The sequence below is a fragment of the Nocardia sp. NPDC051321 genome (genome assembly GCF_044455225.1).
Classification (GTDB): Bacteria; Actinomycetota; Actinomycetes; order Mycobacteriales; family Mycobacteriaceae; genus Nocardia.
In genome coordinates this window covers 83,372-108,885 of sequence record NZ_JBITEM010000011.1, presented here as the reverse complement: position 1 = coordinate 108,885, position 25,514 = coordinate 83,372, and the positions used below count along the sequence as shown (strand labels likewise).

Sequence of the window (25,514 nt, the reverse complement as noted above, 5' to 3'; positions counted from 1 at the left end):
ACGATCAGTCGTCGGCGGGGGCGCCGACCAGCAGGCCGACGATGGCGTGGACGAATCCCTGCAGGCGTTCGCGGGGGTATTCGTCGGGCTCGCTGACCGCCAGCCTGCCGAGCATCTCGGCGACCTGTAGCAGCGAGTTGGTGAGCAGAACGGAATCCACTCCGGCCCAACGGGGTTCGAGCGCGGTGCCGATCCGGACCAGCGCCTCGGCCTGGTCGAATATGCCCGCGCGGGACTTGCGCAATGCCTCCCGATATTCGTCGGGGGCATTGCCAGGTCCGGCGAGGATCAGCCGCCAGCGGGTCGGATTCTCCAGTGCCACACCGACGAACGCCTCAACGGTGGCCGAGGCGGCGACGACCGGGTCGGCGCCCATCAGATCGGTCGGCATGGTCTCGGCGACCTGCTCGAGGCCCCGTTCGCGCTCCCGTTCCAGCAGTGCCGCAACGAGTTCGGCGCGAGTCTTGAAGACGGTGTAGAGCACCGGCTTGCCGACGCCGGCCTCCTGGGCGACCGCCTCCATGCTCAGTTCGTGCAGTTCCGCCCGGCTCAGCACCGCGAAGGCGGCGTCGAGCAGTTGGGCTCGGCGCTGCTCCGGCGGCAGCCGTGGCGCGTAGCGCCTGCGCGGCTTGTCCGCCGCGGTACGCGATGTCGTCACTGCCGCTGCACCTCCATGCGGTCCATCCTGACAGCATTCCGATCTCGATCCCGCATCCCCTCCGACACAAATGCTACGCATCCGTTGTATTCATTGCCAGCAATTGCTACGGTTGCGTTGTATTCACCCCCGGTGCCGGGGCGATCACCGCAAAGGAGCATGTGATGCACTTCGATCCGACCACCCTGCGCCGGGACGACTACGGGTTCTTCGGCCCCGATTCGCCCAGCTGGAAGGTCTGGACCGCGCCGACCGCGGTCATCGGCTTCCAGCGGGCCGTCGTGCTCGAGCACTTCGATCCGTACCTCACCGCGGCCGTCGCCGACTCGCGCGGCATCTACAGCGACCCGCGCAAGCGCCTCGATCACACCTTCTCCTACTTCCTGATCGCCGCGATCGCCGACGGGCGCACCGCCATCCAGGCGGCCGAGCACCTGATGCAGATCCACGCGCCGATGACCGGCATCGAACCGATCAGCGGGAACCGCTACAGCGCGAACAGCCCGGACACCCAGCTGTGGATCCACATCACCGGCTGGCACTCGGTGCTCAAGGCCTACGAAATGTTCGGGCCCGGACTGACCAAGGAAGAGGAGACGCGCTTCTGGCAGGAATGCGCGATCGCGGCCGAGCTGCAGACCTGCAAGCCCGAGGATGTGCCGCGCTCGCGCGCCGAGGTGCGCGAGTACTACGAGCGGGTCCGGCCGCGGCTGTGCACCTCCGAGCGGGCCGAGGAAGGCATGCACCATCTGCTGTGGACCTCACCGCGCAATGGCGCGGGCATCTCGTATTTCCTTGGCAGCAGGCTGCTTTCGCTGGCGTCGGTGTCGACACTGCCGAAGTGGATGCGCAAGCTCGGGCGTTTCGATCGGTGGGGCATCGTCGATCTCGCGGTTCGACTGCCCGCCAAGGTGCTGGTTTGGGGATTCAGCCGGTTCAACTCGTTCGGGCTACTGGTCGCCGCGCCGTTCATCGCGCCGATGGCGGGACAGATCCTGAAAGAGCACATCAACGCGCAGCCGCCGACCCGGCCGGAGACGATCACCCCGACGGAAGCACGTGCGTTGTACGGCAGTCGATCCGGGCGCGCCGCGCTGGTCGCTGAGCCTGCCTGAGTTTCGGGATTCGCCCGCCGCATCGAGGGGTGCGGCGAGCGGTTCACCGAATTGGTTCTACCGCAGCGAAATCCGCCGTGGCGGGCTCACCCCGAGCGGCGCGCCTGCTCGATCAGGTTGATGTTGGATTCGATCCAATCACGCAGTGCCGCAATGGGTGTGCGCAGGCTGTGGCCGAGATCGGTGAGGGTGTACTCGACGCGTGGCGGAACGGTGGGATGCACGGTGCGTGTGAGGAATCCGTCGTTCTCCAGCTCGCGAAGGGTCTGCGTCAGCATCTTCTGCGAGATGCCCTCGATGCGCTTGTGCAGGTCGGTGTAGCGCATGGTGCCGTCGGCCAGGGCGTCGACGATCAGTACCGTCCACTTGCCCGCGATCCGGTCGAGCACCTGACGGGTGGGACATTTTGCCGAGTAGATGTCGGCGGGCAGGCCGGAACCCTCGATGAGCGTGCGCACCTTCGCGAGTGTAACGCACTTTTTAGTGCCCTCTTCCTATTAGAGCGCCACTCTCCGATAGTAAGAATTATGGAAATACAGACACTTTCGGTTCCCGCCGCGATCCGCGCCCGCCGCACCACCCGCCACTTCCGGCCCGATCCCCTAGCACCGGAGCTGATCGATGAGCTACTGGACCTGGCGGTGCAGGCGCCGAGCGCATGGAACATGCAGGATCGCTCGATCGTCGTGGTCACCAGTGAATCCGGGCGGCAGGCGCTGTCGAAGGCCGCGTTCGGCCAGCCGCAGCCGCTGGAGGCGCCGGTCGTTCTGGTCTTCGTCGCCGATCCGACGGCCTGGCAGGACAGCAATGCCGACATCGCCGAACTGGCCGGGCGCAACGGGGCGTGGAACGCGGAGTTCGAGGCGATGTTCCACTCGCGCAACGAGTTCCATTCGTTGCGGGAACGCGGGCTACTCCGGGAGAACGCAGTCAAGAACGCGATGATCGCGGCCACCTACGTCATGCTCGCCGCCACCAGCGTCGGCCTGTCCTCGGCTCCGATGAATGGCTGGGACCCCGACCTGATCAAGCAGGCCATCGGTATCGGCGATCGCGACGATCTGGCCATCGCGGTCCTGGTCGCCGTCGGTTACAGCGACGCCACCCCGCCGCACCCAGGTCGGCGCCCTCGCGAACGGGCGGTTTTCACCGAGCAGTACCCCGTATTCCCTTGCGCACCAACGCTGCCCGCGGCTGCCGGGAACTAGCCTACGCCGAGGGTGTTGATGGTGGCGGCGATGAAGACGATGGCGGACCCGAGCAGGGTCAGCGCGCCGACGTCGAAGGGCTTGCTGCGCACGGCGAGCAAGCCCACCCGCGCGGTCGGCAGGCACAGGCGGAACGCCGCGGCGAGCAGGGTCGCCCCGCCGAAGAACAGTGCGCCTCGGCGCCACCGGTCCTGGGCCACGAACACGATCGCCACCGCGATGACCAGCGTCACGACGACCATCGGCAGGTGGCTGCGCAGGAACTGGGAGCCCAGGTTGCTGCCTGCCCGCTGGTCCGCGGTGGACGTGTCGGCATCGGTCACCCCTCGATTCTTACAGACGCCCCACCCTGCGCGCGCCGTCGACGGGCTCAGTCGGCGGCCGCAACATCTACTACAGGACGTAGTTTGAATGTAGAGTCGAATCATCCGATTTAGGAGGGTGGGTTGATGAGGGCCTTGACACGGATCCGGCACTACCTGAAGGCAGTGCGGCAAGCGAAGCGAAACCGGTCCGATCTGACCGGCTGGCTGCTGCGACGACCACAACTCTTGTTCAGCACCATGGTGTTCGAGTCCGCGCTGCTGTTCGCCAACCGGCTGGACCCGAAGCTCAAAGAGCTGGCCGAGCTGAAAACCGCGGGGCTGGTGAACTGCGAATTCTGCCTGGACATCGGCTCCGCGCTGGCCCAGTCCGCAGGCCTCACCGAACAACAACTCGCCGACCTGCCGCGCTACCGAACCAGCGACGCCTACACCGATCTGGAAAAGCTCGTCATCGCCTTCGCCGAAGCCATGACCGCCACCCCCGCCGTCGACCTCGAAGACCTGCGCACCACCTTGCTGACACACCTGTCGAAATCCCAACTCGCCGAACTAGCCGCCACCATCGCCTGGGAAAACCAGCGCGCCCGCCTCAACCAGGGCCTCGGCGTACGCCCGACCGGCATGGCCGAGGGCGGCATGTGCGCACTGCCGGAGCGCCCAGCAAACTAGGTCGCCGCAGCGGCCGGTTCGGCACCTGATTGACTGTCTGCCGTGTTCCGACTGATGTTTCATGAGCCCGCGATCCCCGGGAATACCGGCAATGCGATTCGGCTGGTTGCGGGGACCGGGTGTGAGCTGCATTTGGTTGAGCCGTTGGGGTTCGATCTTTCGGAGGCGAAGTTGCGGCGGGCCGGGTTGGACTACCACGATCTGGCTTCGGTGACGGTGCACAAGGATCTGGCGGCGGCGTGGGCGGCGCTGCGGCCGGAGCGGGTTTTCGCGTTCACCACGCGGGCGACGACGCACTACACCGAGGCGGCGTATCGCGAAGGTGATGTGCTGCTGTTCGGCACCGAGCCGACGGGGCTGCCCGCGGCGGTCGTCGACGATCCACACATCACCGCCCAGTTGCGCATCCCTATGCTGCCTGGCCGCCGCTCCATGAACCTGTCCAACGCCGCCGCGGTCACGGTGTACGAAGCCTGGCGTCAGCTCGGTTTTCCCGGCGGAGTGTGACCGCCGCGCACGAATTCGCGGGCGGCGCACACCGCCGTAAGGTGTACGGCTGCAGCGCTGTTCATCGTACGCACGGTAGCTCGGCGTGCCCGCCCTCGATCGCCGGGCACGCCGAGTATCGGTTCTCAGGACTCCGATTCTGCCGAACTCGCTGAACCCGAGGAACTTCCGGTAGCAGCCGAGGTTCCGGTGTTCGCCGAACTCTCGGCGCCCGCCGCGGCCCCCGAGCCACTACCGGCCGCCACACTCGGCGCCGGTCCACTCTTCTTGCGCCGCAACACCGTCCGCACGACGCCCCAGATCACGGCGGCGAGCACCACCAGGAAACCGAGCCACGGCAGCGCCTTACCGGTGAACACGACCGCGTCCTTCAGCCAATCCACCAGCGAGTGCCAGCCCGCGACGATGCCCTCCCAGAAGTTGTCGGCGCGGTCCTGCTGGGCTTTGGTGGTCGCGGTGGTGAGGTCGATGGTGAGCGTGGACAGCGCGACCTCGTCGTCGAGGTGCCGCTTCTGCGCGGTCAGGCTGTCGAGTTCGCCCTGACGGCTGGACAGCGCCTGCTCGGCGTTGATCAGGTCGGCGGTGTTGGTGGCGCCCGCGATGAGCCCGCGCAGCCGGTCGACGGAGGCCTGCAATGCCTTGATCCTGGCGTCCAGGTCTTCCCACTGCATCGTCACGTCGTCGCGGTTGGTGTGTACCCGGGTGACCCGGCCGATGCCGCCGAGCCCGTCGATGAACGCGTCGGTCTTGTCCGCGGGTATCCGGACGGTGAGCGTGGCGCTGGGATCGGTGTCGTCGGTGCCGGGCTGTTCGGTCCTGCTGTCGATTCGGCCGCCGACCTCGCGCACCCGGTCGGCGATCGTGCTTGCCGCCTCGACCGGTTTGCCCGCGGTCATCTCGACGTTGCCGGTGACGACTTCCTTACGCGCCGTGACCGTTTCACCGCCTGCGTTGTTGTCTTTGCGCGCGGGTCCCTGGTCGCGCAGCGCCGGTGGGGCCGACGCGGGGGCGGGCTCCACAGTGGCGTAGGAGTCGGGTCTGCCCGGTGGCGGCGGGACCTTCTTCGCGTTGTTGTCAGCGCCGCAGCCGACGAGCAACGTCAGACCGAGCAGACCGATGCACAGCACAGCAAGCTTCCGCATAATTCGCACAGTAGCCGCTGTGATCGCGCGAATAGCCCGACATAACCGTTCTCTAGAGCCCTTCTAACACTTTCTTAAAAGTGCGCGCGGCCAGGTCATTCGCCGAGCTTGGCGGCGATCTTCCGATCCGTGCGGCCAGCGGCGGATGCGACCCGTTCAGCGGAAGTCGCGCGACTTCGAGTCGACGCGCAGGTCCATCCGCTGCAGGTGTTCGGCGACGACGCTGACCGCGCCCTCGGCGTTCTGCACACGGCCGCGGATGATCAAGGCGGGAGCGCTCTGCGCCAGGCGGCGGAAGCGGGCCCACAAGCCGACCGAGCAGACGACGTTCACCATGCCGGTCTCGTCTTCCAGATTGAGGAAGGTGACACCCGCGGCGGTGGCAGGGCGTTGCCGGTGCGTCACCGCGCCGCCCACCAGCACCCGCGACCCGTCGCGGACGGCGAGCAGGCCCGCGGCGGGAATCACGCCGAGGGCATCGAGCTGTTGGCGCAGGAATTCGGTGGGGTAGCTGCCCGGGGAGACGCCGGTGGCCCAGACGTCCGCGGCGGCCAGTTCCAGGTCGCTCATGCCGGGCAGCACGGGGGCGGTGGTGGCGGCGCCGGTGCCGGGCAAGCGATCCTGGCGTTCTCCGGCGGCGGCGCCCGCGGCCCACAGCGCGGCGCGGCGGGTGCCGCCGAGACCGCCGAGGGCACCCGCGGTAGCGAGCGATTCCGCTTGGACGACGGTGAGTTCCACCCGTCCGGTCAGGTCGAGGAAGGAGGTGTACGGCCCGTGTTCCCTTGCGGCGACGATCTTTTCGGCGAGATCGGGGCCGATGTGCCGGACCGAGGCCAGGCCGAGGCGAATCTGGGTGCCGTCGTGTTCGAGGGTGGGTTCGGCGCGGCTGGCGTTGATGTCGGGGCCGTGCACCAGCACCCCGTGTCTGCGCGCGTCGGCGACCAGGGATTGCGGGGAGTAGAAGCCCATCGGTTGCGCGCGCAGCAGGCCGGCGCAGAAGGCCGCGGGGTGGTGCAGTTTGAACCACGACGAATAGAACACGATCGAGGCGAAGCTCTGCGAATGGCTTTCCGGGAAACCGAAATTCGCGAAGGCGTAGAGCTTCTCGTAGATGCGGTCGGCGATCTCGCCGGTAATGCCGTGCAGGTCGCGCATGCCCTGGTAGAGGCGTTCTTTGAGCCCCTCCATGCGTTCCGGTGAGCGTTTGGAGCCCATCGCGCGGCGCAGCTGGTCGGCCTCGGCGGCGGTGAAGCCCGCGACGTCGACGGCCATCTGCATGAGCTGCTCCTGGAACAGCGGGACGCCGAGCGTGCGGGACAGCGAATTCTCCAGTGCCGGATGGTCGTAGGTCACCTCCTCGGTGCCGTTGCGCCGCCGGATGTAGGGGTGCACCGAGCCGCCCTGGATCGGGCCTGGCCGGATCAGCGCCACCTCCACCACCAGGTCGTAGAACTTTCGCGGCTTCAGCCGGGGCAGCGTTGCCATCTGGGCCCGCGACTCCACCTGGAAGACGCCCACCGAGTCGGCGCGCGAGAGCATCTCGTAGACGGCGGCTTCCCGCAGATCGAGCTTGTGCAGCTCGACGATCACGCCGGTGTGCTCGCGCACCAGGTCGATCATGTAGTGCAGCGCGGAGAGCATGCCGAGGCCGAGCAGGTCGAACTTCACCAAATCGATTGCGGCACAGTCGTCTTTGTCCCACTGCAGCACGCTGCGACCAGGCATCCGTGCCCATTCCACCGGACAGACGTCGGCGATGGGGCGGTCGCAGATCACCATGCCGCCGGAGTGAATGCCGAGATGCCTTGGCAGTCCTTCTATTTCGGATGCCAGCTGCAGCACCTCGGTTGGGATATCGGTGCCGGTCTCAGTGCCGACGCCGGTCCATCTACTCACCTGCTTACTCCACGCGTCCTGCTGTCCCGGCGAAAAGCCAAGTGCGCGTGCGGCATCGCGGACCGCGGACTTGCCTCGATAGGTGATCACGTTGGCCACCTGGGCGGCGTACGCGCGGCCGTACTTGGTGTAGACGTGCTGAATAGCCTCCTCGCGGCGGTCGGATTCGATGTCGACGTCGATATCGGGCGGCCCGTCGCGCTCCGGCGCGAGGAAGCGCTCGAACAGCAGGTTGTTGGTGACCGGGTCGACGTTGGTGATGCCGATCGCGTAGCAGACGGCCGAGTTGGCCGCCGAACCCCGGCCCTGACAGAGGATGTCGTTGTTCTTGCAGAAGGTGACGATGTCGTGCACCACCAGGAAGTAGCCGGGAAACTCCAGCTTGTCGATCACCGCGAGCTCGTGCTCGAGCTGCCGGTACGCCTGCGGGTTTCGCTCCGGCGGGCCGTAGCGGGCCGCGGCGCCGGCCAGGGTGAGCGCGCGCAGCCAGGACTTCTCGTCGTGTCCGGCGGGCACGTCGAACGGCGGCAGCTTCGGCGCGATCAGCTTCAGGTCGAAGGCGCATTCGCGGGCCAGCGTGACCGCGTTGCGCACCGCCTGCGGGCAGTCGGCGAACAGCCGTGCCATTTCCGCGCCGGAACGCAGGTGCGCGCCGCCCGCCGGAGCCAGCCAACCGGCGATCTCGTCCAGGCTCTGCCTGGCCCTGATCGCCGCGAGCGCCATGGCGCGGCGGCGCTGGCCCGGCGCGGCGAAATGCGCTCCGGTGGTGGCTAGTACGGGGAGGCCGAGGCGGTCGGCCAGGGCGATGAGGTGGGCGTTGCGCTCGTCGTCCTCCGGAATGCCGTGGTGGGTGAGTTCCACGCTCACCCGGTCGGTGCCGAACCGTTCCGTCAGGTCGCGCAGCGCGGCCTCGGAACGCACGAGACGTGTACTGCCCGACTGTAAATCGGCCGCGAGCGCTTGGCGCAGGTGCCCTTTCCGGCAGCCGGTGAGGATCTGCCATTGCCCCTCGGCGGCCGCGGTGAGCGCGTCGAGATCGTAGCGGAGGATGCCCTTCTCCCCCGCCGCCATGTGGGCGGCCGCGATCTCCCTGGATAGTCGGCGGTAGCCCTCTTGACCGCGGGCGAGTACCAGCAGGTGCGGTCCGGCGGGATCCGGTGATCCGGTGCGCGGGATGGAATCCGGCGCGTCGACGTGCCTGCGGCTTGCGGTCGAATTACCAAGCCGCTCAGCGGTTTTCGGAGTCTCACTAAGCCCTGTCAGCGCGAGCGGAGCCATCTCCGCGGAACCGTTCCGGCGTGCACGCCCTCTGGACCTGGCACCCGGAACACCCTCGGCGGGCTGGGTACCCAGCGACAGCTCGGCGCCGAAGACCGTCGGCATCCCCCATTCCCTGGCCGCCTCCGCGAAGCGCACGGTCCCGTAGAAGCCGTCGTGGTCGGTGAGTGCGATCGCCTCGAGGCCGAGTCGCACCGCCTCCTCCACCAGTTCCTCCGGCTGGCTCGCGCCGTCCAGGAAGCTGTAGGCCGAGTGCGTGTGCAACTCCGCGTACGGCACCGTCGGCCCGTCGGCGGGTCGCACCGGCTCGGCCAGGTACTCGCCGCGCTTGCGGGACCAGGCCGGGCTGTCGCCGCCGTCGCCGGGGTACATCGCGTCCGGGTTGGTCCGGCCGGGCCGTCCCGACAGCACCCGCTCCAGTTCCGCCCAGGTAGGCGGCCCGTTGCTCCAGCCCACCGCGATACCTCCTCGGACGGATCAGTTGGTCGGTAGCGGCGCCGTCGAGCCCTCGGCGAGCGCCGCGTCGACGTGGTCGAGGCCGGCCCGGATCAGGGCGCCGTAGGCGTCGTTGGCAAGGACGTCGAGGTGGCCGCGGGCGATGGCCAGCTGCATCCGGGCGGCTTCGAAGTCGCCGACGCGGCGGTGGCTGTCGGCCAGGTTGAGGTACAGCGAGGGGAGGAAGCTGCGGAGTCCTTCGTCCAGGGGGATGCCGGGGCCGAATACCGCGGCAAGCGCCCGCCGATCCCAGAGCAGCGCGTCGGCAGGCGTGTCCTGTAGATCGGCGAGGTGATGCGCGATCACGCAGCGGTGCAAGGGATCACCGCCCTCACCGATCTCGTCCCACAACTTTTCCAGCGCCTGTCGCGCCGCCGCTTGGTCCCCACCACCGAGCCGCACCGCGGCAAAGATTTCCGCCATCCGATCGTCCGCCATGCGGTGAGTATCGCACATATGTTCGATCGATTTCGAGAGGTTGTTCCGCCCGTGTTCACCACCTCGACCCCAGCCCCGAAAAGTGATGCGTTCCACTTGGCGAGTAAACTTACTTCGGAGTAAGTTCAGGTCACCCCACCTTGCAAAGGAGCAGCGATGAGTGACGCATCCGCTGATGCCAGCCCGCCCGAGACCCGGCGCGGCCGTCGCAACCGTGACATCTCCGGGCGGCATGTCCTGATCACCGGCGCTTCCTCCGGCATCGGCAAGGCGGCGGCGATCGCCGTTGCGGGCAAGGGCGCCACCGTGTTCCTGCTCGCGCGCCGCGCCGACGAGCTCGCGGCGGTGGTCGACGAGATCAGGGCCGAGGGCGGCAGCGCCTACGGATACCAGTGTGACGTCACCGATTCCGACTCGGTGGACCACGCCGTGAAGACCATTCTCGACGAGCACGGCCACGTCGACATGCTGGTGAACAACGCGGGCCGGTCCATCCGCCGCGCCATCCACCGCTCCACCGACCGGCTGCACGACTTCGAACGCACCATGGCGGTCAACTACTTCGGCGCGCTGCGCATGACGCTGGCCCTGCTGCCGCAGATGCGCGAGCGCAAGTTCGGCCACATCGTCAATATCAGCAGCGCGGGCGTGCAGGTGGCGACGCCACGCTTCGCCGCCTACCTGGCCAGCAAGGCGGCGCTGGACAAGTTCGCCGAGGTGGCCTCGGTGGAGACCATGGCCGACGGCGTCACCTTCACCACCATCCACATGCCGCTGGTGCGTACCCCGATGATCACCCCTAGCGGCGATCAGGGTCAGCCTGCCGAATCCCCCGAGTGGGCGGCCGCGACGATCGTGCGCGCGCTGACCGAACGCCCCAAGCGCATCGACGTGCCGATCGGCACCTTCGCCGAATACGGCGCCCTGCTCACCCCCAAGTTCCGCGACCGCATCCTGCATCGCTACTACCGCGCACTGCCGGACTCCCCCGCCGCCAAGGGCGAGCAGGTGGAGGAAACCGAAGACAACGCGGAACCCGTTGTGCCCGAGCGCGAACCGCGACCTCGCTCGGCGGCCCGTCGAGCCACCGGCACCGCCATCCGCCGCGCGGCGCGCTGGGTTCCCGGCACCCACTGGTAACGGTCAGTCGACGAGCTGCTGGACCGTGTCGACCGCCAGCCCGGTTACCGGTTTGGCAGCGGCATTGCAGCTGGCCTGCCGTGGCGGAAAAGCGATGGTGCGGGCGGTTACTCGCCAGCGGCGGCCGTCGCGGTGAGTGACGAGTGCGGCATCGGCCGAGGCATGGTCTGGCACGACCGTGAGGTCGTTGGTGGCGGCGCAAACCTGTTCGCGCACAGCGACTTCCGCGAGTTGCTCCAGCGGCGGATAGCAGCTGCGGCCGCGCAGGCCGGTCAGCGAGACCTGGCCGCGGCGGGCGGCCTCGACCATCTCCTCGGCCGTCGCGGCGTCGAGTCGGCCGTAGGTGAGTCCGGAGGGCAACAGCACCAAGGCGGGTGCGAAGCGGTGGCCGCCGGTGTGCGAGCACTCCCACACTTGCCCAGGGTATTTCGTGGCAAGCTCGGCGGCGATGGGGCGGCCGAGCAACGCGCAACACTGGTCACGCTTTCCGTGCGCGCACACCAGTACCAGCGGATCACGTACGGGCACACCGATTCCCGGCGCCTGACCGGTCAACAGATGTAGGTCGATATCGAGCAGTTGCTTCAGGTCGGTGATCTCGAAGCGCTCGCACCAGGAACCCTCCGGACGTGAGCTGGCCAGCAAAACCGTTCGGGTGCCGTTGAATTCGTTGCGGCCGGGACGACGGATCAGGGTCGGGCGCACGTGCGCGGCGGCGGTGCGGGCCGCAAGCTCGGGGGTGAGTTCCGGGCCGAGTACCTCGTCGCCGATCACATCGCGACCCCACGCGCCGGGGTGTTCGACACACAACCAGCCGGTCACCTGGGTAGCGGTCCCCGGCAGCGGCGTTTCCGTCGCGGCGGCCGAACAGAGCATCCCCTCGAAGCCGGTGTTGCTCACGTTGCGAGGAACGGATGCACGACGGCCGCGAACTCGCGGTAGTGGTCGCGGTGGATGCTGTGACCGGCGGAGAAGACGGTGACCGTGCAGTCGGCGATGGCGGCACGCACAAGCGCCAGCTTGACCGGGTCGACCATGCCGCCGGGGCCGCCGCGCAGCACCAGCGTCCGCGCGGTGATGTCGGGCAGCCGGTCCCACCATTCCGGGTTCGGCTTGCGGAACTGTTCCAGCGCGGTCCTGGTCATGGACCGGTCGAAGGCGAGCACCGCGCGCGGATGCCTGGCCAGGCTGCTCGTCGCGTGCCAGAGTTCCGGAACGCTCGGGAAGCGGCGGGTCAGCCGCAGTTCCTCGGCGCCGGACTGCAACGGCAGCGGGCACTCCTCGATGACGAGCCTGCGCACCAGCTCCGGCCGCTCCTGCGCGACGCGGGAGACCGCGTAGCCGCCCAGCGAATGGCCGACCATATCGACCGTGGACAGTTCCAGCCGGTCGCACAGTTTCCGCATGTCGGCGCCGAATTCGTCGAAGCGGTAGGAATCGGTGTGCGAGCTGCGGCCGTGGCCGCGCAGGTCGGGAATGATGACCCGGCGACCGGCCTGGATCAGTTCGCGGGCGAATCGGTCCCAGGTGTGTCCGTCTCCGCCCATGCCGTGCACCAGGACCACGGGCACGTCGGAACCCGCGGTCGCCGCCGAATCCCGGTAGGCGATCCGCACGTCACCGAAGTCGAGTCTGGTCACCGTGAGATCCACGATCTTCGATCGTACTGGGCTTGTCAGCTACCGGCCTGGGACCTGTCGCACGGATCACGTGAGCCGGGCGCCACATCGTAGGTCCGGACGGCGCTTCGCGAACTTCGCTGGTCGGCCGGTCTCGGCGCGGGTGCCCCGAAAGAAACAGCTGGCGAATCCCTTTGCGCCGCGAAATACTCCGCGCATGCCGTCATTCGCGGACTACGACCGCCGAAACTATCCCACCGTCGATGTCGCCACCGGATACGACGGGTGGGCGCCCACGTACGAGCAGACTGTTATGGACGAGATGGATCTCGTCCTGCTGGACCGGCTGCGACGACCGGAGTGGCCCCGGGTGCGCAAAGCCGCCGATCTGGGGTGCGGGACCGGGCGGACCGGGGCTTGGCTGCGTGCGCAGGGCATTTCCCATATCGACGGGGTCGATGTGAGTGCGGGGATGCTGGCGCGGGCGAAGGAGCGTGCGGCACACACCACGCTCACCCAGGCGGACGTGCGGGACACCGGACTGACGGGTGGCGCCTACGACCTGGTGATCGCGTCGTTGATCGACGAGCACCTGCCCGAGTTGGCACCGTTCTACGCCGAGGCGTGGCGGCTGGCCGCACCCGGCGCGCGGTGCGTCCTGGTCAGCTTCCACCCGCAGTTCATGATGACGACCGGGATGCCGACGCACTACACGCCCCAGGGCGGCGAGCCGGTGGCGATCAGCACCAACCTGCACCTGCTCAGCGAGCACGTGACGGCGGCGCTGGACGCGGGCTGGGTGCTCACCGAACTCACCGAGACGCTGATCGACGACACCTGGCTCACGGCCAAGCCGAAATGGAAAGAGCTGCGCGGACAACCGTTCACGATGGCGACGGTGTGGACCAGGCCTCAGTCGTAAAGTCCTTCCGCACGCCAGATCTCGTCGTGATAGACGAGCAGTAGCACCCGGACGTCGGCCGGTTCGCCGTCGAGTTGGACCTGCGCTCGGGCGGTGAAAGTGGTTGGGGTGTCGTCATTCTCGCCCGTTTCCGGCACCCACCAGCGTTCGTCGACCGGCCACGGGCCGGCCCAGCCGGTCAGCCGCCACTGCCTGCTGCCCCAGCTCAGGCGGGATGGGTCGGCGTTGAACATGGCGCGTTCGGTGACCTGGATCGGGGCGCCGTCCTCGGCTTCCAGGCGGACCAGCGGGAGGTTGAGCAGCAGCAGAGCGGGGGCGGGCTCGGGCAGCCTGCCCGGCCACGGTAAGGCCGGGTCGGCGGCGGGGACGGGTTCGTCGCCGAGCGCGACCAGGGTGATCCGCTCGGCGGGCCCGCGACCGCCGCTGAGCACCCCGACCCGCACCGCCTCGCCGCCGAGCAGACCCTGCACCCGGATCAGCGCGCGCCTGGCCCGTTCGTCCTGCTCGCCGACGCCGCCCCACAGCCCGAGTTGGAGCGCGCCCGCCGCCACCACCTCGACCGGTTCCAGGCGCAGCAGGGTGACCGGCGCGGTGGGCCGGTCGCGTCGGGTGAGCCAGCCGTCCAACTGCCAGCGCACCCGGTCGGCGGTGTCGTCCGGGGTCAGCGGTTCCGCGCACCGCCAGATGCGGGAAAGTTCCTCTCCCGCATCGGTTTCCGCGAAAATCGACAATCGGGTGCAGGCCAGCCCGGCGTTCGAGAGCTCGGCGTGCAGCTTGGTGGCGAGCAGGCGACCCACGAAGGCGGCGGCATCGACCCGCTCGATCGGCGGGTCGCAGCGGTACTGCACCGTCAGGTCTTTGGGTGGCGGCTGCGCGGAAGGCGGGCGCTCGGGTTGTGCCCGCGCACAGCGATGTGCGAGCACGGCGTCGGCGCCGAACCGCGAGGCGACCTCGCCGGGGGTCAGTGCGGCGAAATCGCCGATCCTGCGTAAACCCAAGCGGTGCAACAGATCCACCAGATCGCTGCGTTCCGGTGCGGCCAGGCTCGGCTCGACCGCGAGCTCGCGCACCGGCATCGGCGCGAGAAACTTCGCGCCGGCCCCGGCGGGCACGATCGCGCCGCGCCGGGCGGCGATCACCGCCGTGGACAGTTCGTCGGCGATGCCGATCTGCGCCTCCACCCCGGTGGCCGCCGCCGCGTCGACGAGCCGCTCGGCCGCCGCCTCCTCGGAACCGAAAAACCGTGCGGCGCCGCGTGCCCCGAGCACAAGCAGGCCCGGCCGCAGCACCTCGACCCCGGGCACCGTCGCGTCGACGGCCGCGACCACCGGTTCGAACAACCGCGCGTCCCGATCCGGATCCGCCTGTGCGAGAAACAGATCCGGGCACCGCGCCTGCGCCTCCCGCCGCTTGAACCCGCGCCGCACCCCGTCGGCCCGCGCGATCGCCGAACACGCGATCACCCGATTGGCGAAGAGCACCGCCACCGGCTGAGTCGCGGACAACCGCGCCACCGCGGCAGCGGCCACCGCGGGCCAATCCGGACACCACAGCGCCAATACCCGGGCCGCCGCCTTCTCTCGGCTGGGCGGAATCACGGTGCCGTACCGCTCATCTCGGCTCCGGCGCGAGCGCCAACAGCGAGGGCCGGCGGCGCGGACAGCGGCGAAGCTGAGCACATTCCGCCCAGCGCACGGGCGAGCGGCCATAGCTGCGCCGTCACGAGACCGCCTCATTGGCATCGACCGGTATCGCGATGCGCGTGGGTGTCTCGTGCAACGCCCATTCGACGCGGCCGGAGTTCGAGCGCAGGTCCAGACGGCCACGGCGGGGTGGGCCGGCCTTGCCCCGCACTTCGACCTCGAGGCCGAGGGAGCGCAGGCGGCCGCGGCCGTGACCGAGGCCCGCGTAACCGGCGATGCGGGCGTCGAGATGCAGGGCGGCGCCGGGCCAACGGCCGTCGGTGACCACGAGGGTGGTGCCCTTGTTGCGGGCGCGGGCGGCGATCACCCGGGTGCGGGCAGGGGCGACGGCACCGCCCCCGAGGCCGAGCACGACCAGGTCGAGGCCGTCGAGCAACACGGCGGCCACCTCCACCGGGTCCGGGCCCGGGTCGGGGATCACGGCCAGCCGTTCCAGCTGAGCGCCCATCTCCACCGCGGCGAGCAGGCCGAGCCGGGGCACCCCGACCACCGCGGCATGCCCGCCGTCCTCGGTCACCGCGGCGAGCAGCCCGGCGAGCAGCGAACGCGCACCCGTGTAGGACACGACGGAACCCTTGGCCAGGCCACCGCCGGGCAACAGCTCAGCGAGCGCGGGCGGCACCGCGAGCGACTCCCGGCGCAGCTCGGCGTCGAGCGGAATGCGCTCGGCCGCCGCCTCGCCGCGACCCGGTATCGCGGCCATTCTGCTGCGCAGTTCAGCCAGCGTCGGCGGGTTCTCCCGCCCGCCCCCGAGCGGCCGTGCCCCCTCCTGCGGTTTCGCATCCGAACCCATCCCTACCACCTACTTCCCACGATGGACCCAAGGCGACGCGTACGGAACGACCCCACGAACGAGGGATCAGCACCGATTCAGCTATCGATCCGTATCGAATATACGTTCGATACCTGCTCAGTAGAAACCGACCCCCGGGTTCCGTCAAGGCCGCACCCCCGGCACCGCGATTTCGCAACGATGCCGTTGTAACCGCTGGTCGGTCAGTTGCTCAGCTGTTATCCGCGGCGGCAAGCAGGACAACCCGTGTCACAGTGACGAACGCCGCCGACCTCCCCCACAGCTCGACTACCACGCCAGGCATAGAAACGGCGGCCGTTCGTGTCAGCAAACCCCGTAGCCCACCCTGTTTTCCGCTACCCTCGCACCGTGACCGAACGCGCTCGTCCCATTGTCGGCCCCGACTATCTCGTCGCAGGGCGCTACCGGCTGCAGTCGAAGCTGGGTGGCGGTGGCATGGGCGCGGTCTGGCTCGCGCACGACCGGCTGCTCGACCGGGACGTCGCCATCAAGCAGGTCATCTCGACGGCCGGGCTCGGCGAAGAAGAGGCCAACGAGATCCGCGCGCAGATCATGCACGAGGGCCGGGTCGCGGCCAAGCTCTCGCACGAGCACGCGATCGCCGTGTACGACGTGGTGCTCGAGGCCGGCGAGCCCTGGCTGGTGATGGAGCACTTACCCTCGCGCAGCGTGGCCAAGGCGCTCGCGCTGGTGGACACGCTGCCGCCGATCGAGGTGGCGCAGATCGGCGCGCAGGTCGCCGACGCGCTGGCCGCCGCGCACGCGGCGGGCATCACGCACCGCGACATCAAGCCCGGCAATATCCTTGTCGCCGACCGCGGTCCGATCGTCGGCATGGCCAAGCTCAGCGACTTCGGCATCTCGCGCGGCGCGGGCGAGCACTCCGACGAACCCGACGGCGTGATCACCGGCACCCCCGCCTACTTGCCGCCGGAGGTGGCGCGCGGCGCACAGCCGACCAAGGCCAGCGACGTATTCTCCCTCGGCGCAACGCTGTACACCGCGATCGAGGGGCAGCCGCCGTTCGGCCTCGACGAGGACAGCGATGTCCTGGTGCACCGCGCGGCCATGGCGCAGATCATTCCACCGACCCGCAGCGGGATGCTCACCGAGGCGCTGCTGCACATGTTGGAGCCCGCGCCGCAGCGACGGCCGACGATGGCCGAGGCCAGGGACGAAATCCTCACCGCCGCCTTCGGTCCCGGCACGGGGCCGTACATTCTCGGCGCGCCGGTGCGCACTGAGGACGGCACGATTCCGGCGTGGGCGGCGCGGAATTCGGCGTCCGGCCTGCGCAGTCCGCACTCGACCCCGCTGCCGCGGCCGCATCGCGCCCCGGTGGGCGCCTCGGCGGCCCCCGCGCCGCAGCGGACCAAGCCGCCGCAGGCGAGCAACGCGCCACTTGCGATCGCCGTCGGCCTGCTGATCGGCCTGGTCATCATCATCGCGATCATCATCGCGGTGATGTAAACCCCTGCCCGCCAACGCGGCTGACGGTTCAGTCGATGCGGCGGTGATGCGCCCAGCGGGTGAGCGCGTTGCGGTTGGACTGCTGGGTTTTGCGGAGCACGTTGGAGGCGTGGGTCTCCACGGTTTTCACCGAGATGAACAGGTTTTCGGCGATTTCGCGGTAGGTGTAGCCGCGGGCGAGCAGGCGCAACACCTCGAGTTCACGCGGGGTCAACGAATCCAGTTCCGGATCGAGCGGCGGCTCGGGCACCTGCGACTTCCCGGTGAACGAGTCGAGCACGAAACCGGCAAGCCGCGGGCTGAACACCGCGTCACCGCCGGACACCCGGCGGATACCGTCGGCCAGTTCGGCACCCGAAATCGTCTTGGTCACATAGCCTCTGGCGCCCGCCCGGATCACCGCGATGACGTCCTCGGCGGCATCGGACACACTGAGCGCCAGGCACACCGGGCCTTGCTCGATACCGGCGAGCACCGCGACGCCGCCACCATCGGGCATGTGCACATCGAGCAACACCACATCGGGATTCGTCGCCTTGATCCCCGCGATCGCCTCGGCCACACCACCGGCTTCGCCGACGACTTCCATGTCGGTTTCCCTGCTCAACTCCGCTCGCACACCCGACCGGAACACTGCGTGATCATCAACAAGAAAGACCCGCACAGCCACGCTCTCCGCCTCTCCGCGTAATAAGGCCAGACCTAGGTGCCGCGTTAGTAACGTTGGCGGCTGGCGGTTATGTAGTAGCCACGTTAGCCCGTACCCGACAAGTTACCCATGTCCGCGCGAAAGCTCCCCCGCCTCCCCGCGTATTCAGGCCAGACCTAGGTGCCACGATAGGGCCGTTGGCGACCGACGGTGATGTGGTGAGTGGGTCAGTCGGTACCCGGCGAGTTACCCATGTCCTTCGAAATCAGCTATCCGGAAGGCCCGGATGCCGTCCGGTCGCGGTGACGTACGGCAGCGTGGACGAATTCTCCGGCGCCGCAGCGGAGCTCGCTTCGTCTGCTGTTTCCTCACCGCCGGAATCCGTGCGCGGCATGGTGATTCGTACCTCGGTGCCGCGACCGGGGGTGGACAGGATCTCCACCTGGCCGCCGCGGCGTTCGATCCGGCCGCGGATGGACTTGGCCAGACCCTGCCGGTCCTGCGGTACCGCGGTGGTGTCGAAACCGGCGCCGCGGTCACGCACGAAGATGCTCACCTGATGCGGCTCGGTCTCGGCGAACAGGTCGATCTCCGGGACTCCCGCGTGCTTGGCCGCGTTGACCAGCGCCTCCCTGCTGGCGCCGAGCAGCGCGGTGAAGTGCTCCTTCGGCAGGCCGGCGCCGGTCTCGCCGATGTCCATCGACACATCGCCGACGGTCACCGGGGTCACCTGCACGCCGTGCTGGTCCTCCACCTCGCCCGCGATGGTGCGCAGCGCGGCGGCCAGGCTCGACTGCGCCGGACCGGAATCCTCGAACAACCACTTGCGCAGTTCCCGCTCCTGGCTGCGGGCCAGCCGCACCACCTCCTGCGGGTCCTCGGCCTGGCGCTGGATCAGGGCCAGCGTCTGCAGCACCGAATCGTGCAGGTGCGAGGCGATCTCCTCGCGTTCCTCATTGCGGATCCGGGCGGAACGTTCCGCGTTCAACGCCCGCATCATGCGCAACCACAGCGGCACCGTCAGCAGCCCGGCTCCGACCAGCGTGACCGCCACCGCGATCAACGCGGACCCGAGCGAGCTCAGATCGATCCTGGCCAGCACCACCACGCCGAGTCCGGCCACGATCAGCGTGCCGCCCGCGACGATGCGCGCCCAGGTCACCACCGAGGGCCGCGCGGGCAGGCCGAGCAGCGACCGGGGGCCGTCCGCGTCGTACTCCCGCCACACCAGCGCCGCGCCGATGGCGACGACGATGATGGGTGCGATCACACTCGCCGCGGTCCCGCTGAACAGCCACGACACCCCGATGGCAAGGCCGATGCCGAGCATCGCCAGCCCGATCGCCTGGCGCCGTTCGGAGCCGGACGCCTTCGCCACATCCGAGCCGCCCGGTGTGAAGATCCACAGCAACCCGTAGGAGACGATGCCCGCACCGAACGCGGACAGCAGCACGAAGGCCATCCGCACCTTGAATACGTCGATCCCGAGGTGGTCGGCGATACCGCCCGCCACGCCACCGACGATCCGCCCGCCCGAGCGCCGCACCATCCGGGGATGCGGCGGCCTGGCCGGGTCCAACACCGGCGCGGGCCCGAAACCGCGCCCGGCGTCGAACCCCCGCGCGGCATCGAACCCTCGGGTGTCGAACGAGGGCGCAGACGGGTACATGCTCTCGATAGTGGCACGACCCGGCGACAGCTAGCCATCAGGAATCTCCCTGATCTTCTGCCATTCAGCGGATGATTGCGTTGAGCGGGCAACTCCAAAAGGATCAGGAGAATCTTCAGGGTTCTCCCCGATGTGCGGATGTGCTGGTCAAGCACAGGATGGGAACCATGACGAAAACGAGCTTCGGGGATCAGCTCCAGCAGATCTGGCGGACACGGCCGGTGCGGTTGCCTCGGCAGGGGCCGATCGCTGGCGTGGCGGCCGGGTTCGCGCAGCGCTACAACGTCGATCCGGTGCTGGTGCGGGTGGCGTTCGTGGTGTCCGCGATATTCGGTGGATCCGGGGTCGTGCTCTATCTGCTGGCCTGGCTGCTGTTCAGCGCCGCCGGTGACGAGTCGTCGGCGGCGGAGTCGCTGGTCGGCAAGGGACAGAGCTCGCAGTCGCAGACCAAGACGATCGTGTTGATCGTCGCGCTCGCCATCGCGGTGAGCACGATGGGTCCGGTCGGCGTCGGCCTCGGCGGCTCCGGGCTGATCAGCATGGCCTTGATGCTGGCGGGCTGGTGGATGCTGCACCTGCGCAATCCAGAGCCGCCACCAGGCACCACCAGCGAGTTCAGCGGGCTCGTCGCGGACAGCGGAATCATGGCGACCGGCTACCCCGGCGCGGTCTTCCCGCAGGGCGCGCAGCGCACCGCAGGCGATATGTATATGCCGCCGACCAGCGTGTACACGCCGTACACGAAGCTGCCGGACGCCTACACACCGGAAGCGCCGAGCGACACCGAAACCGTGCTGCCACAGCGGGATTCCGCGCCGAGCGGCACCGACCAGGTGCGAAGTGCCGACACCGTCCTGCTGCCCGAGGGCGACCAGCGCGCCGATTCCGCGCCGCGACTCGAAAAGGGCGACGCGCCAGGCGAATCCACCGTTCTGCTCGACAAAGGCGACAACGCCACCGAGGCGCTCGACACCTCGGGCTCGACAACGGCAGACGGCCGCACCCCGTCACTCAGCAAAGACTCGGCACCGCGCGGCACCTCCGCGCTGAAGCCACCGACCCCGGCCACCATCGGCCGCACCACCCCGCCCTCCTGGGACCCGCTCGGCGTCGCGCCCCTCGCCTGGGACCTGCCCGAGCCGACCCCGGTCCGCACCGTCGTCGCGCCACCGCCGAAGCGCCCGCGCTCCCGGCTGACCCCGGTGGTCATCGGCCTCGCCATCCTCGCTGCCGCCGGTGCGGGCGCACTGACCGCCTCGGGTGTGCAGTGGATGACGCCGGGCCGGATCGCGGCGGTGGCGCTTGCGGTGATCGGCCTCGGCCTGGTGCTCGGCGCGTTCCTGCGGCGCGGTTACGGCCTGCTGGTGCTGACCGCTCCGCTGGCCGGGTTCGTCCTGCTCGCCTCGGCGATCGGCCCGATCGACTTCAACCGTGGTGCGATGGGCGAGCACAACTGGACACCGACCTCGGTCAGTGAGCTCCACTCGAACTACCGGGTGACGATGGGCTCCGGCGCGCTGGATCTGCGGCAGCTGAACCTGACTGAGAACCGCGCCATCGACGTCGACGTGCAGATGGGCGACTTCCAGATGTGGGTGCCCGCAGGCATGACAGTGCGCGCCAAGTGCACCGCGGCCATGGGTGATACCAAGTGCGACAACGGCATCACCGGACCGAACAAACCTGGCGACCCCGTGCTGGATCTGAATGTCAACGTCCGAGCCGGAAACGCGGAGGTACACCGTGGCTGACAAGTCCACCGAAACCGAGTCGCGCCGCGGCCCGTCCGCCTCGCTGCTCATCATCGGCCTGCTCGCGCTCGGCGTGAGCGCGTGGGCCTTCGTCGGCCCCGAGTCGTGGCCCGCCTCCAGCGCGGTCCCGGTCGGCTGGATCGTGGTGCTCGCCGCCATCATCATCGGCATCGTGCTGGTGGTCTCCCCGCGCAGACACCGCTGATCGACCGGACAAAAATGGCCCGTCCTGGAAAGGACGGGCCATTTCTGTTGCGCTAGTGGGGATTCACTCCCATTCGATGGTGCCCGGTGGCTTGCTGGTCACATCGAGGACGACCCGGTTGACCTCGGCCACCTCGTTGGTGATCCGGGTGGAGATCCGCTCCAGCACCTCGTAGGGCAGCCGGGTCCAGTCGGCGGTCATCGCGTCCTCGCTGGAGACCGGGCGCAGCACGATCGGGTGGCCGTAGGTGCGGCCGTCGCCCTGCACGCCGACGCTGCGCACGTCCGCGAGCAGCACCACGGGGCACTGCCAGATCTGCTTGTCCAGCCCGGCCGCGGTGAGCTCCTCGCGCGCGATGGCGTCGGCCTGCCGCAGCGTGACCAGTCGATCCTCGGTGACCTCGCCGACGATCCGGATGGCAAGTCCGGGGCCGGGGAACGGCTGGCGGCCGACGATCTCCTCGGGCAGGCCCAGCTCGCGGCCGACGGCACGCACCTCGTCCTTGAACAGCAGGCGCAGCGGCTCGACCAGGTCGAATTCCAGGTCGTCCGGCAGGCCGCCGACATTGTGGTGGCTCTTGATGTTCGCGGTGCCGCTGCCGCCGCCGGACTCGACGACGTCCGGGTACAGGGTGCCTTGCACCAGGAACTCGACCTTCGGCGTAGCGCCGCCGCTCTGCTCGATGACCACCTCGGAGACCGCGTCCTCGAAGGACCGGATGAACTCCCGCCCGATGATCTTGCGCTTCTCCTCCGGATCGGTGACGCCCTTCAGCTCACCGAGGAACTTGTCCACCGCGTCGACGGTCACCAGCTTGGCACCGGTCGCGGCGACGAAATCCTGCTGCACCTGCTCGCGCTCCCCGGCCCGCAACAGGCCGTGGTCGACGAACACACAGGTGAGCCGGTCACCGATGGCGCGCTGCACCAGCGCGGCGGCGACCGCGGAGTCGACACCGCCGGACAGCCCGCAGATCGCGTGCCCGGCACCGATCTGCTCGCGCACCGAGGTGATCAGCGACTCGGCGATATTGGCCGGGGTCCAGGTGGCGCGGATACCGGCGATCTCGTGCAGGAACCGGCTGAGCACCTGCTGGCCGTGCGGCGAATGCAGGACCTCCGGGTGATACTGCACGCCGGCCAGGCGCCGGGCCCGGTTCTCGAACGCGGCAACCGGTGCGCCCGCGGAGGTGCCGGTGACCTCGAAGCCGGCCGGTGCGTCGGTGACCGCGTCGCCGTGGCTCATCCAGACCGGCTGCATGGTGGGCAGGCCGCCGTGCAGCACGCCACCGTCGACGCTCAGCTCGGTGCGGCCGTATTCGCGGGTGCCGGTGTGCGAGACGGTGCCGCCGAGCGCCTGCGCCATCGCCTGGAAGCCATAGCAGATGCCGAAGACGGGGATGTCGAGATCGAACAGCCGCGCGTCCAATTGCGGTGCGCCCTCGGCATACACGCTGGACGGGCCGCCGGACAGGATCACAGCGAGCGGCTGCCGCTCGGCGATCTCCTCCACCGTGGTGGTGTGCGGAATAACCTCCGAGAACACACTCGACTCACGGACCCGCCTGGCGATCAACTGTGCGTATTGCGCGCCGAAGTCGACGACGAGGACCGGTCTCTGTGTATCTGCCACCAGCACAGTTTAGTGACGCGCCAACTCGGTCGAACCATCGCCCGCAGCAGCGTCGCCGAGCCCAGGTCCAGCAAGCAAAAAGCCGAGCCAGCAAATCGCACCACCCGCCCCGTGCCGCTGACTATCCTCGTGCTCGTGCCATTCGCCCGCGCGATCGACGCCGACATCCACTACGAGGACAGCGGCGGGAGCGGCCCGGTGGTGCTGCTAGCACATGAATTCTTCATGGACCGGACGATGTTCGCGGCTCAGATGGCCGCGCTGGCACCGGAATTCCGGATCGTCTCGTGGGACGCGCGCGGTCACGGCCGCACCAGGGACGAGGGTTTACCGTTCACCTATTGGACCGCGGCGCGCGACGCGCTGACCGTGCTCGACCACCTCGGCGCCGAACGCGCGGTGGTCGGTGGCACCGCGCAGGGCGGCTTCACCGCGCTGCGCACCGCGCTCATCGCGCCGGAACGAGTGTCGGCGCTGATCCTGATCAGCACCGAGGCCAACGGCCCGACCGCCGAGCAGTCCGACGCCACCCAGCAGTTCCTGGAGCAGTGGTACGACGACGGCTCGCGCGAGCAGGCGGTCAATCAGCTGGCCTCCTGGCTGATCGGCGACGACAACTGGTACCGCACGATCTGGACCACCCGCTGGTTGCTGCGCGAGTGCCGCGGCATCGAGGTCGCGGCGGGCTGCCTGCTCAGCCGGGACTCGGTGCTGGAACGGTTGTCCGAAATCACCTGTCCCGCCTTGGTAATTCACGCCACCGACAGCGGCATCCCGCCCGACCGGGCCAGACAGCTGACCCAGGGACTCGCCGCCGCCAGCTACGTGGAGATCCCGGGCGCCCGGCTCGCGGTCACCATGACCCACCCGGAACCGGTGAACATCGCCATGCGCCAGTTCCTGCGCGAACGGATCACCCCCTCGCACGCCCGGTAAGGCTCACCCACGAACGCTGAGCCCGACCTTCTGGAACTCCTTGAGGTCGGAGTAGCCGGCCTTGGCCATCGAACGACGGAGCCCGCCAACCAGATTCAGCGAGCCGAACGGGTCGTCGGAGGGGCCGTACAGCACCTGCTCGAGGCTGGGGCGCACGGCGTCGCCGGTGCCGTCGTCCAGCTCCCACTCGACACCGAGCAGCGAACCGCGCGGCACCGAGGGGTGCGCGGCGGCCGACGGCCAGTACCAGCCGCGACCAGGCGCCTCGGCGGCCACCGCGAGCGGCACCCCGAGCATCGCGGCATCCGCGCCGCAGGCGATCGTCTTGGCGAGCTGGCCGGAGGTCTCCACATCGCCGTCGGCGATGACGTGCACGTAGCGCCCGCCGGTCTCGTCGAGGTAGTCGCGGCGCGCGGCGGCGGCGTCGGCGATCGCGGTAGCCATCGGCACGCCGATGCCGAGCACCTCGCGGGTGGTGGTCGCGCCCTGGAACGAGCCATAGCCGACGATGACGCCCGCCGCGCCGGTGCGCATCAGATGCAGCGCGGTCCGGTGATCGCTGACGCCACCGGCCACCACGGGCACATCCAGCTCGGCGATGAAGGTCTTGAGGTTCAACGGCTCACCGTCACCGACGTGCTCGGCGGAGATGATGGTGCCGTGCACGACGAGCAGGTCGACACCGGCCTGCACCAGCGCGGGAGTCAGCGCGCGGGCGTTCTGCGGACTCACCCGCACCGCGACTGTCACGCCCGCCGCCTTGACCTGCGCCACCGCGGCAGCGAGCAGCTCAGGCTGCATCGGCGCGGCGTGCAGCTCCTGCAGCAGCGAGACAGCCCGCTCGTAGCCGCCCTTGCCGACGAGCTCGAGCAGCTGATCGATCTTCGCCGCGACATCCGCGTGCCTGGCCCACAAACCCTCGCCGTTGATGACGCCGAGGCCGCCGAGGCGCCCGAGCTCGATAGCGAACTCCGGCGACACCAGCGCGTCGGTCGGGTGCGCGAGGAACGGGATCTCGAAGCGGTAGGCGTCGAGCTGCCAAGACAGCGACACCTGCTTCGACGAGCGGGTCCGGCGCGAGGGAACGATGTCGATATCGTCCAGCTCATAGGTACGCCGGGCGGTCCGGCCCATACCGATCTCGACCATGTCGCGCACGTCTGTACTCCTATCTATTGGCCGCGCGGGCGCGGCGTGTTCGTGGCCCCCGGAGTCTCGCGTCCGAGCTGTCGAGACTCGCGCCTGCGGCGCATGCGCTTCGACAGCTCGGAC

At 69.0% G+C, this 25,514-nt stretch carries 24 protein-coding genes; 10 read left to right on the top strand and 14 right to left on the bottom strand.

The window, feature by feature from the left end; translation table 11 throughout:
• Positions 1–4 precede the first annotated feature (4 nt).
• A complete protein-coding gene (locus ACIA8C_RS26265; protein WP_397139099.1) occupies positions 5–658 on the bottom strand; it encodes a TetR/AcrR family transcriptional regulator in 654 nt (217 codons plus the stop codon).
• A gap of 164 nt (positions 659–822) precedes the next feature.
• On the opposite strand from ACIA8C_RS26265, the gene ACIA8C_RS26260 reads away from it, so the two are divergent.
• Positions 823–1,773 carry an oxygenase MpaB family protein gene (locus tag ACIA8C_RS26260; protein WP_397139097.1) on the top strand — a complete coding sequence of 317 codons (951 nt, stop codon included), beginning with the start codon at positions 823–825 and terminating at the stop codon, positions 1,771–1,773.
• A gap of 86 nt (positions 1,774–1,859) precedes the next feature.
• Here the strand turns inward: ACIA8C_RS26260 and ACIA8C_RS26255 are convergent, their stop codons facing one another.
• A complete protein-coding gene (locus ACIA8C_RS26255) occupies positions 1,860–2,231 on the bottom strand; it encodes a winged helix-turn-helix transcriptional regulator (protein WP_397139095.1) in 372 nt (123 codons plus the stop codon).
• Between the two features lie 69 nt (positions 2,232–2,300).
• Here ACIA8C_RS26255 and ACIA8C_RS26250 point away from each other — a divergent pair, with 69 nt between their 5' ends.
• Complete coding sequence (locus tag ACIA8C_RS26250) at positions 2,301–2,981, top strand: nitroreductase family protein (RefSeq protein WP_397139093.1); 681 nt, start codon at positions 2,301–2,303, stop codon at positions 2,979–2,981.
• Here the strand turns inward: ACIA8C_RS26250 and ACIA8C_RS26245 are convergent.
• A complete protein-coding gene (locus ACIA8C_RS26245) occupies positions 2,978–3,223 on the bottom strand; it encodes a DUF3017 domain-containing protein (protein ID WP_223885296.1) in 246 nt (81 codons plus the stop codon). The genes ACIA8C_RS26250 and ACIA8C_RS26245 overlap by 4 nt on opposite strands.
• A 207-nt stretch (positions 3,224–3,430) precedes the next feature.
• On the opposite strand from ACIA8C_RS26245, the gene ACIA8C_RS26240 reads away from it, so the two are divergent.
• The gene (locus ACIA8C_RS26240; protein WP_397139091.1) at positions 3,431–3,976 is read left to right on the top strand and encodes a carboxymuconolactone decarboxylase family protein; all 546 of its coding nucleotides are present in this window, start codon (positions 3,431–3,433) and stop codon (positions 3,974–3,976) included.
• 42 nt (positions 3,977–4,018) lie between these two features.
• The gene (locus ACIA8C_RS26235; RefSeq protein ID WP_397139089.1) at positions 4,019–4,483 is read left to right on the top strand and encodes a tRNA (cytidine(34)-2'-O)-methyltransferase; all 465 of its coding nucleotides are present in this window, start codon (positions 4,019–4,021) and stop codon (positions 4,481–4,483) included.
• Between the two features lie 125 nt (positions 4,484–4,608).
• Here the strand turns inward: ACIA8C_RS26235 and ACIA8C_RS26230 are convergent, their stop codons facing one another.
• The 3 genes from ACIA8C_RS26230 to ACIA8C_RS26220 form a co-directional block, all read right to left on the bottom strand.
• Positions 4,609–5,625, bottom strand: coding sequence for a DUF4349 domain-containing protein (locus tag ACIA8C_RS26230; RefSeq protein WP_397139087.1), 1,017 nt, complete (start codon positions 5,623–5,625; stop codon positions 4,609–4,611).
• A 156-nt stretch (positions 5,626–5,781) separates the two neighbouring features.
• The gene (locus ACIA8C_RS26225) at positions 5,782–9,255 is read right to left on the bottom strand and encodes an error-prone DNA polymerase (protein ID WP_397139085.1); all 3,474 of its coding nucleotides are present in this window, start codon (positions 9,253–9,255) and stop codon (positions 5,782–5,784) included.
• A gap of 21 nt (positions 9,256–9,276) precedes the next feature.
• The gene (locus tag ACIA8C_RS26220; protein WP_396995754.1) at positions 9,277–9,732 is read right to left on the bottom strand and encodes a hypothetical protein; all 456 of its coding nucleotides are present in this window, start codon (positions 9,730–9,732) and stop codon (positions 9,277–9,279) included.
• A 156-nt stretch (positions 9,733–9,888) separates the two neighbouring features.
• Here ACIA8C_RS26220 and ACIA8C_RS26215 point away from each other — a divergent pair, with 156 nt between their 5' ends.
• Complete coding sequence (locus tag ACIA8C_RS26215; protein ID WP_397139083.1) at positions 9,889–10,872, top strand: SDR family NAD(P)-dependent oxidoreductase; 984 nt, start codon at positions 9,889–9,891, stop codon at positions 10,870–10,872.
• A gap of 3 nt (positions 10,873–10,875) precedes the next feature.
• Here the strand turns inward: ACIA8C_RS26215 and ACIA8C_RS26210 are convergent, their stop codons facing one another.
• Positions 10,876–11,748 carry a sucrase ferredoxin gene (locus ACIA8C_RS26210; RefSeq protein WP_397139614.1) on the bottom strand — a complete coding sequence of 291 codons (873 nt, stop codon included), beginning with the start codon at positions 11,746–11,748 and terminating at the stop codon, positions 10,876–10,878.
• 20 nt (positions 11,749–11,768) lie between these two features.
• Positions 11,769–12,524, bottom strand: coding sequence for an alpha/beta fold hydrolase (locus tag ACIA8C_RS26205; protein ID WP_397139081.1), 756 nt, complete (start codon positions 12,522–12,524; stop codon positions 11,769–11,771).
• Positions 12,525–12,708: 184 nt separating this feature from the next.
• On the opposite strand from ACIA8C_RS26205, the gene ACIA8C_RS26200 reads away from it, so the two are divergent.
• Positions 12,709–13,413 (top strand): class I SAM-dependent DNA methyltransferase, encoded by a 705-nt coding sequence (locus ACIA8C_RS26200; RefSeq protein ID WP_397139079.1) that lies wholly within the window; start codon positions 12,709–12,711, stop codon positions 13,411–13,413.
• Here the strand turns inward: ACIA8C_RS26200 and ACIA8C_RS26195 are convergent.
• Together ACIA8C_RS26195 and ACIA8C_RS26190 are read right to left on the bottom strand one after the other, a co-directional pair.
• Positions 13,404–15,011: a DNA polymerase Y family protein gene (locus ACIA8C_RS26195; protein ID WP_397139077.1), complete on the bottom strand. Its 1,608-nt coding sequence runs from the start codon at positions 15,009–15,011 to the stop codon at positions 13,404–13,406. The genes ACIA8C_RS26200 and ACIA8C_RS26195 overlap by 10 nt on opposite strands.
• 121 nt (positions 15,012–15,132) lie before the next feature.
• Positions 15,133–15,909 carry a hypothetical protein gene (locus ACIA8C_RS26190; protein WP_397139075.1) on the bottom strand — a complete coding sequence of 259 codons (777 nt, stop codon included), beginning with the start codon at positions 15,907–15,909 and terminating at the stop codon, positions 15,133–15,135.
• Between the two features lie 369 nt (positions 15,910–16,278).
• On the opposite strand from ACIA8C_RS26190, the gene ACIA8C_RS26185 reads away from it, so the two are divergent.
• Positions 16,279–17,400 carry a serine/threonine-protein kinase gene (locus ACIA8C_RS26185; RefSeq protein ID WP_397139073.1) on the top strand — a complete coding sequence of 374 codons (1,122 nt, stop codon included), beginning with the start codon at positions 16,279–16,281 and terminating at the stop codon, positions 17,398–17,400.
• Positions 17,401–17,428: 28 nt separating this feature from the next.
• Here ACIA8C_RS26185 and ACIA8C_RS26180 read toward each other — a convergent pair whose 3' ends face one another.
• Together ACIA8C_RS26180 and ACIA8C_RS26175 are read right to left on the bottom strand one after the other, a co-directional pair.
• On the bottom strand, positions 17,429–18,064 hold the full coding sequence (locus ACIA8C_RS26180; RefSeq protein WP_397139612.1) for a response regulator: 636 nt from the start codon (positions 18,062–18,064) through the stop codon (positions 17,429–17,431).
• Positions 18,065–18,314: 250 nt separating this feature from the next.
• On the bottom strand, positions 18,315–19,598 hold the full coding sequence (locus ACIA8C_RS26175) for a PspC domain-containing protein (RefSeq protein ID WP_397139610.1): 1,284 nt from the start codon (positions 19,596–19,598) through the stop codon (positions 18,315–18,317).
• Between the two features lie 278 nt (positions 19,599–19,876).
• Between ACIA8C_RS26175 and ACIA8C_RS26170 the strand changes: the two genes are divergently transcribed.
• Both ACIA8C_RS26170 and ACIA8C_RS26165 read left to right on the top strand, forming a co-directional pair.
• Positions 19,877–21,469, top strand: coding sequence for a PspC domain-containing protein (locus tag ACIA8C_RS26170; protein WP_397139608.1), 1,593 nt, complete (start codon positions 19,877–19,879; stop codon positions 21,467–21,469).
• Positions 21,462–21,674 carry a hypothetical protein gene (locus ACIA8C_RS26165; RefSeq protein ID WP_397139071.1) on the top strand — a complete coding sequence of 71 codons (213 nt, stop codon included), beginning with the start codon at positions 21,462–21,464 and terminating at the stop codon, positions 21,672–21,674. Before ACIA8C_RS26170 ends, ACIA8C_RS26165 begins: the two co-directional genes overlap by 8 nt.
• A 63-nt stretch (positions 21,675–21,737) precedes the next feature.
• On the opposite strand, the gene guaA is transcribed toward ACIA8C_RS26165, so the two are convergent.
• Positions 21,738–23,306: a glutamine-hydrolyzing GMP synthase gene (gene guaA, locus ACIA8C_RS26160; protein ID WP_397139069.1), complete on the bottom strand. Its 1,569-nt coding sequence runs from the start codon at positions 23,304–23,306 to the stop codon at positions 21,738–21,740.
• Positions 23,307–23,441: 135 nt separating this feature from the next.
• Between guaA and ACIA8C_RS26155 the strand changes: the two genes are divergently transcribed.
• On the top strand, positions 23,442–24,242 hold the full coding sequence (locus tag ACIA8C_RS26155) for an alpha/beta fold hydrolase (protein ID WP_397139067.1): 801 nt from the start codon (positions 23,442–23,444) through the stop codon (positions 24,240–24,242).
• Between the two features lie 3 nt (positions 24,243–24,245).
• On the opposite strand, the gene ACIA8C_RS26150 is transcribed toward ACIA8C_RS26155, so the two are convergent.
• Positions 24,246–25,400, bottom strand: coding sequence for a GuaB3 family IMP dehydrogenase-related protein (locus ACIA8C_RS26150; RefSeq protein ID WP_397139065.1), 1,155 nt, complete (start codon positions 25,398–25,400; stop codon positions 24,246–24,248).
• Positions 25,401–25,514: the final 114 nt, after the last annotated feature.

Bases quoted from the DNA above. Each gene is read 5' to 3' on its own strand.
- ACIA8C_RS26190 (WP_397139075.1), bottom strand. From the start codon at position 15,909: ATGGGTTCGGATGCGAAACCGCAGGAGGGGGCACGGCCGCTCGGGGGC.
- ACIA8C_RS26245 (WP_223885296.1), bottom strand. From the start codon at position 3,223: ATGGTCGTCGTGACGCTGGTCATCGCGGTGGCGATCGTGTTCGTGGCC.
- ACIA8C_RS26200 (WP_397139079.1), top strand. From the start codon at position 12,709: ATGCCGTCATTCGCGGACTACGACCGCCGAAACTATCCCACCGTCGAT.
- ACIA8C_RS26175 (WP_397139610.1), bottom strand. From the start codon at position 19,598: ATGGTGCGGCGCTCGGGCGGGCGGATCGTCGGTGGCGTGGCGGGCGGT.
- ACIA8C_RS26250 (WP_397139093.1), top strand. From the start codon at position 2,301: ATGGAAATACAGACACTTTCGGTTCCCGCCGCGATCCGCGCCCGCCGC.
- ACIA8C_RS26170 (WP_397139608.1), top strand. From the start codon at position 19,877: ATGGGAACCATGACGAAAACGAGCTTCGGGGATCAGCTCCAGCAGATC.
- ACIA8C_RS26215 (WP_397139083.1), top strand. From the start codon at position 9,889: ATGAGTGACGCATCCGCTGATGCCAGCCCGCCCGAGACCCGGCGCGGC.
- ACIA8C_RS26260 (WP_397139097.1), top strand. From the start codon at position 823: ATGCACTTCGATCCGACCACCCTGCGCCGGGACGACTACGGGTTCTTC.
- ACIA8C_RS26210 (WP_397139614.1), bottom strand. From the start codon at position 11,748: ATGCTCTGTTCGGCCGCCGCGACGGAAACGCCGCTGCCGGGGACCGCT.
- ACIA8C_RS26240 (WP_397139091.1), top strand. From the start codon at position 3,431: ATGAGGGCCTTGACACGGATCCGGCACTACCTGAAGGCAGTGCGGCAA.
- ACIA8C_RS26230 (WP_397139087.1), bottom strand. From the start codon at position 5,625: ATGCGGAAGCTTGCTGTGCTGTGCATCGGTCTGCTCGGTCTGACGTTG.
- ACIA8C_RS26220 (WP_396995754.1), bottom strand. From the start codon at position 9,732: ATGGCGGACGATCGGATGGCGGAAATCTTTGCCGCGGTGCGGCTCGGT.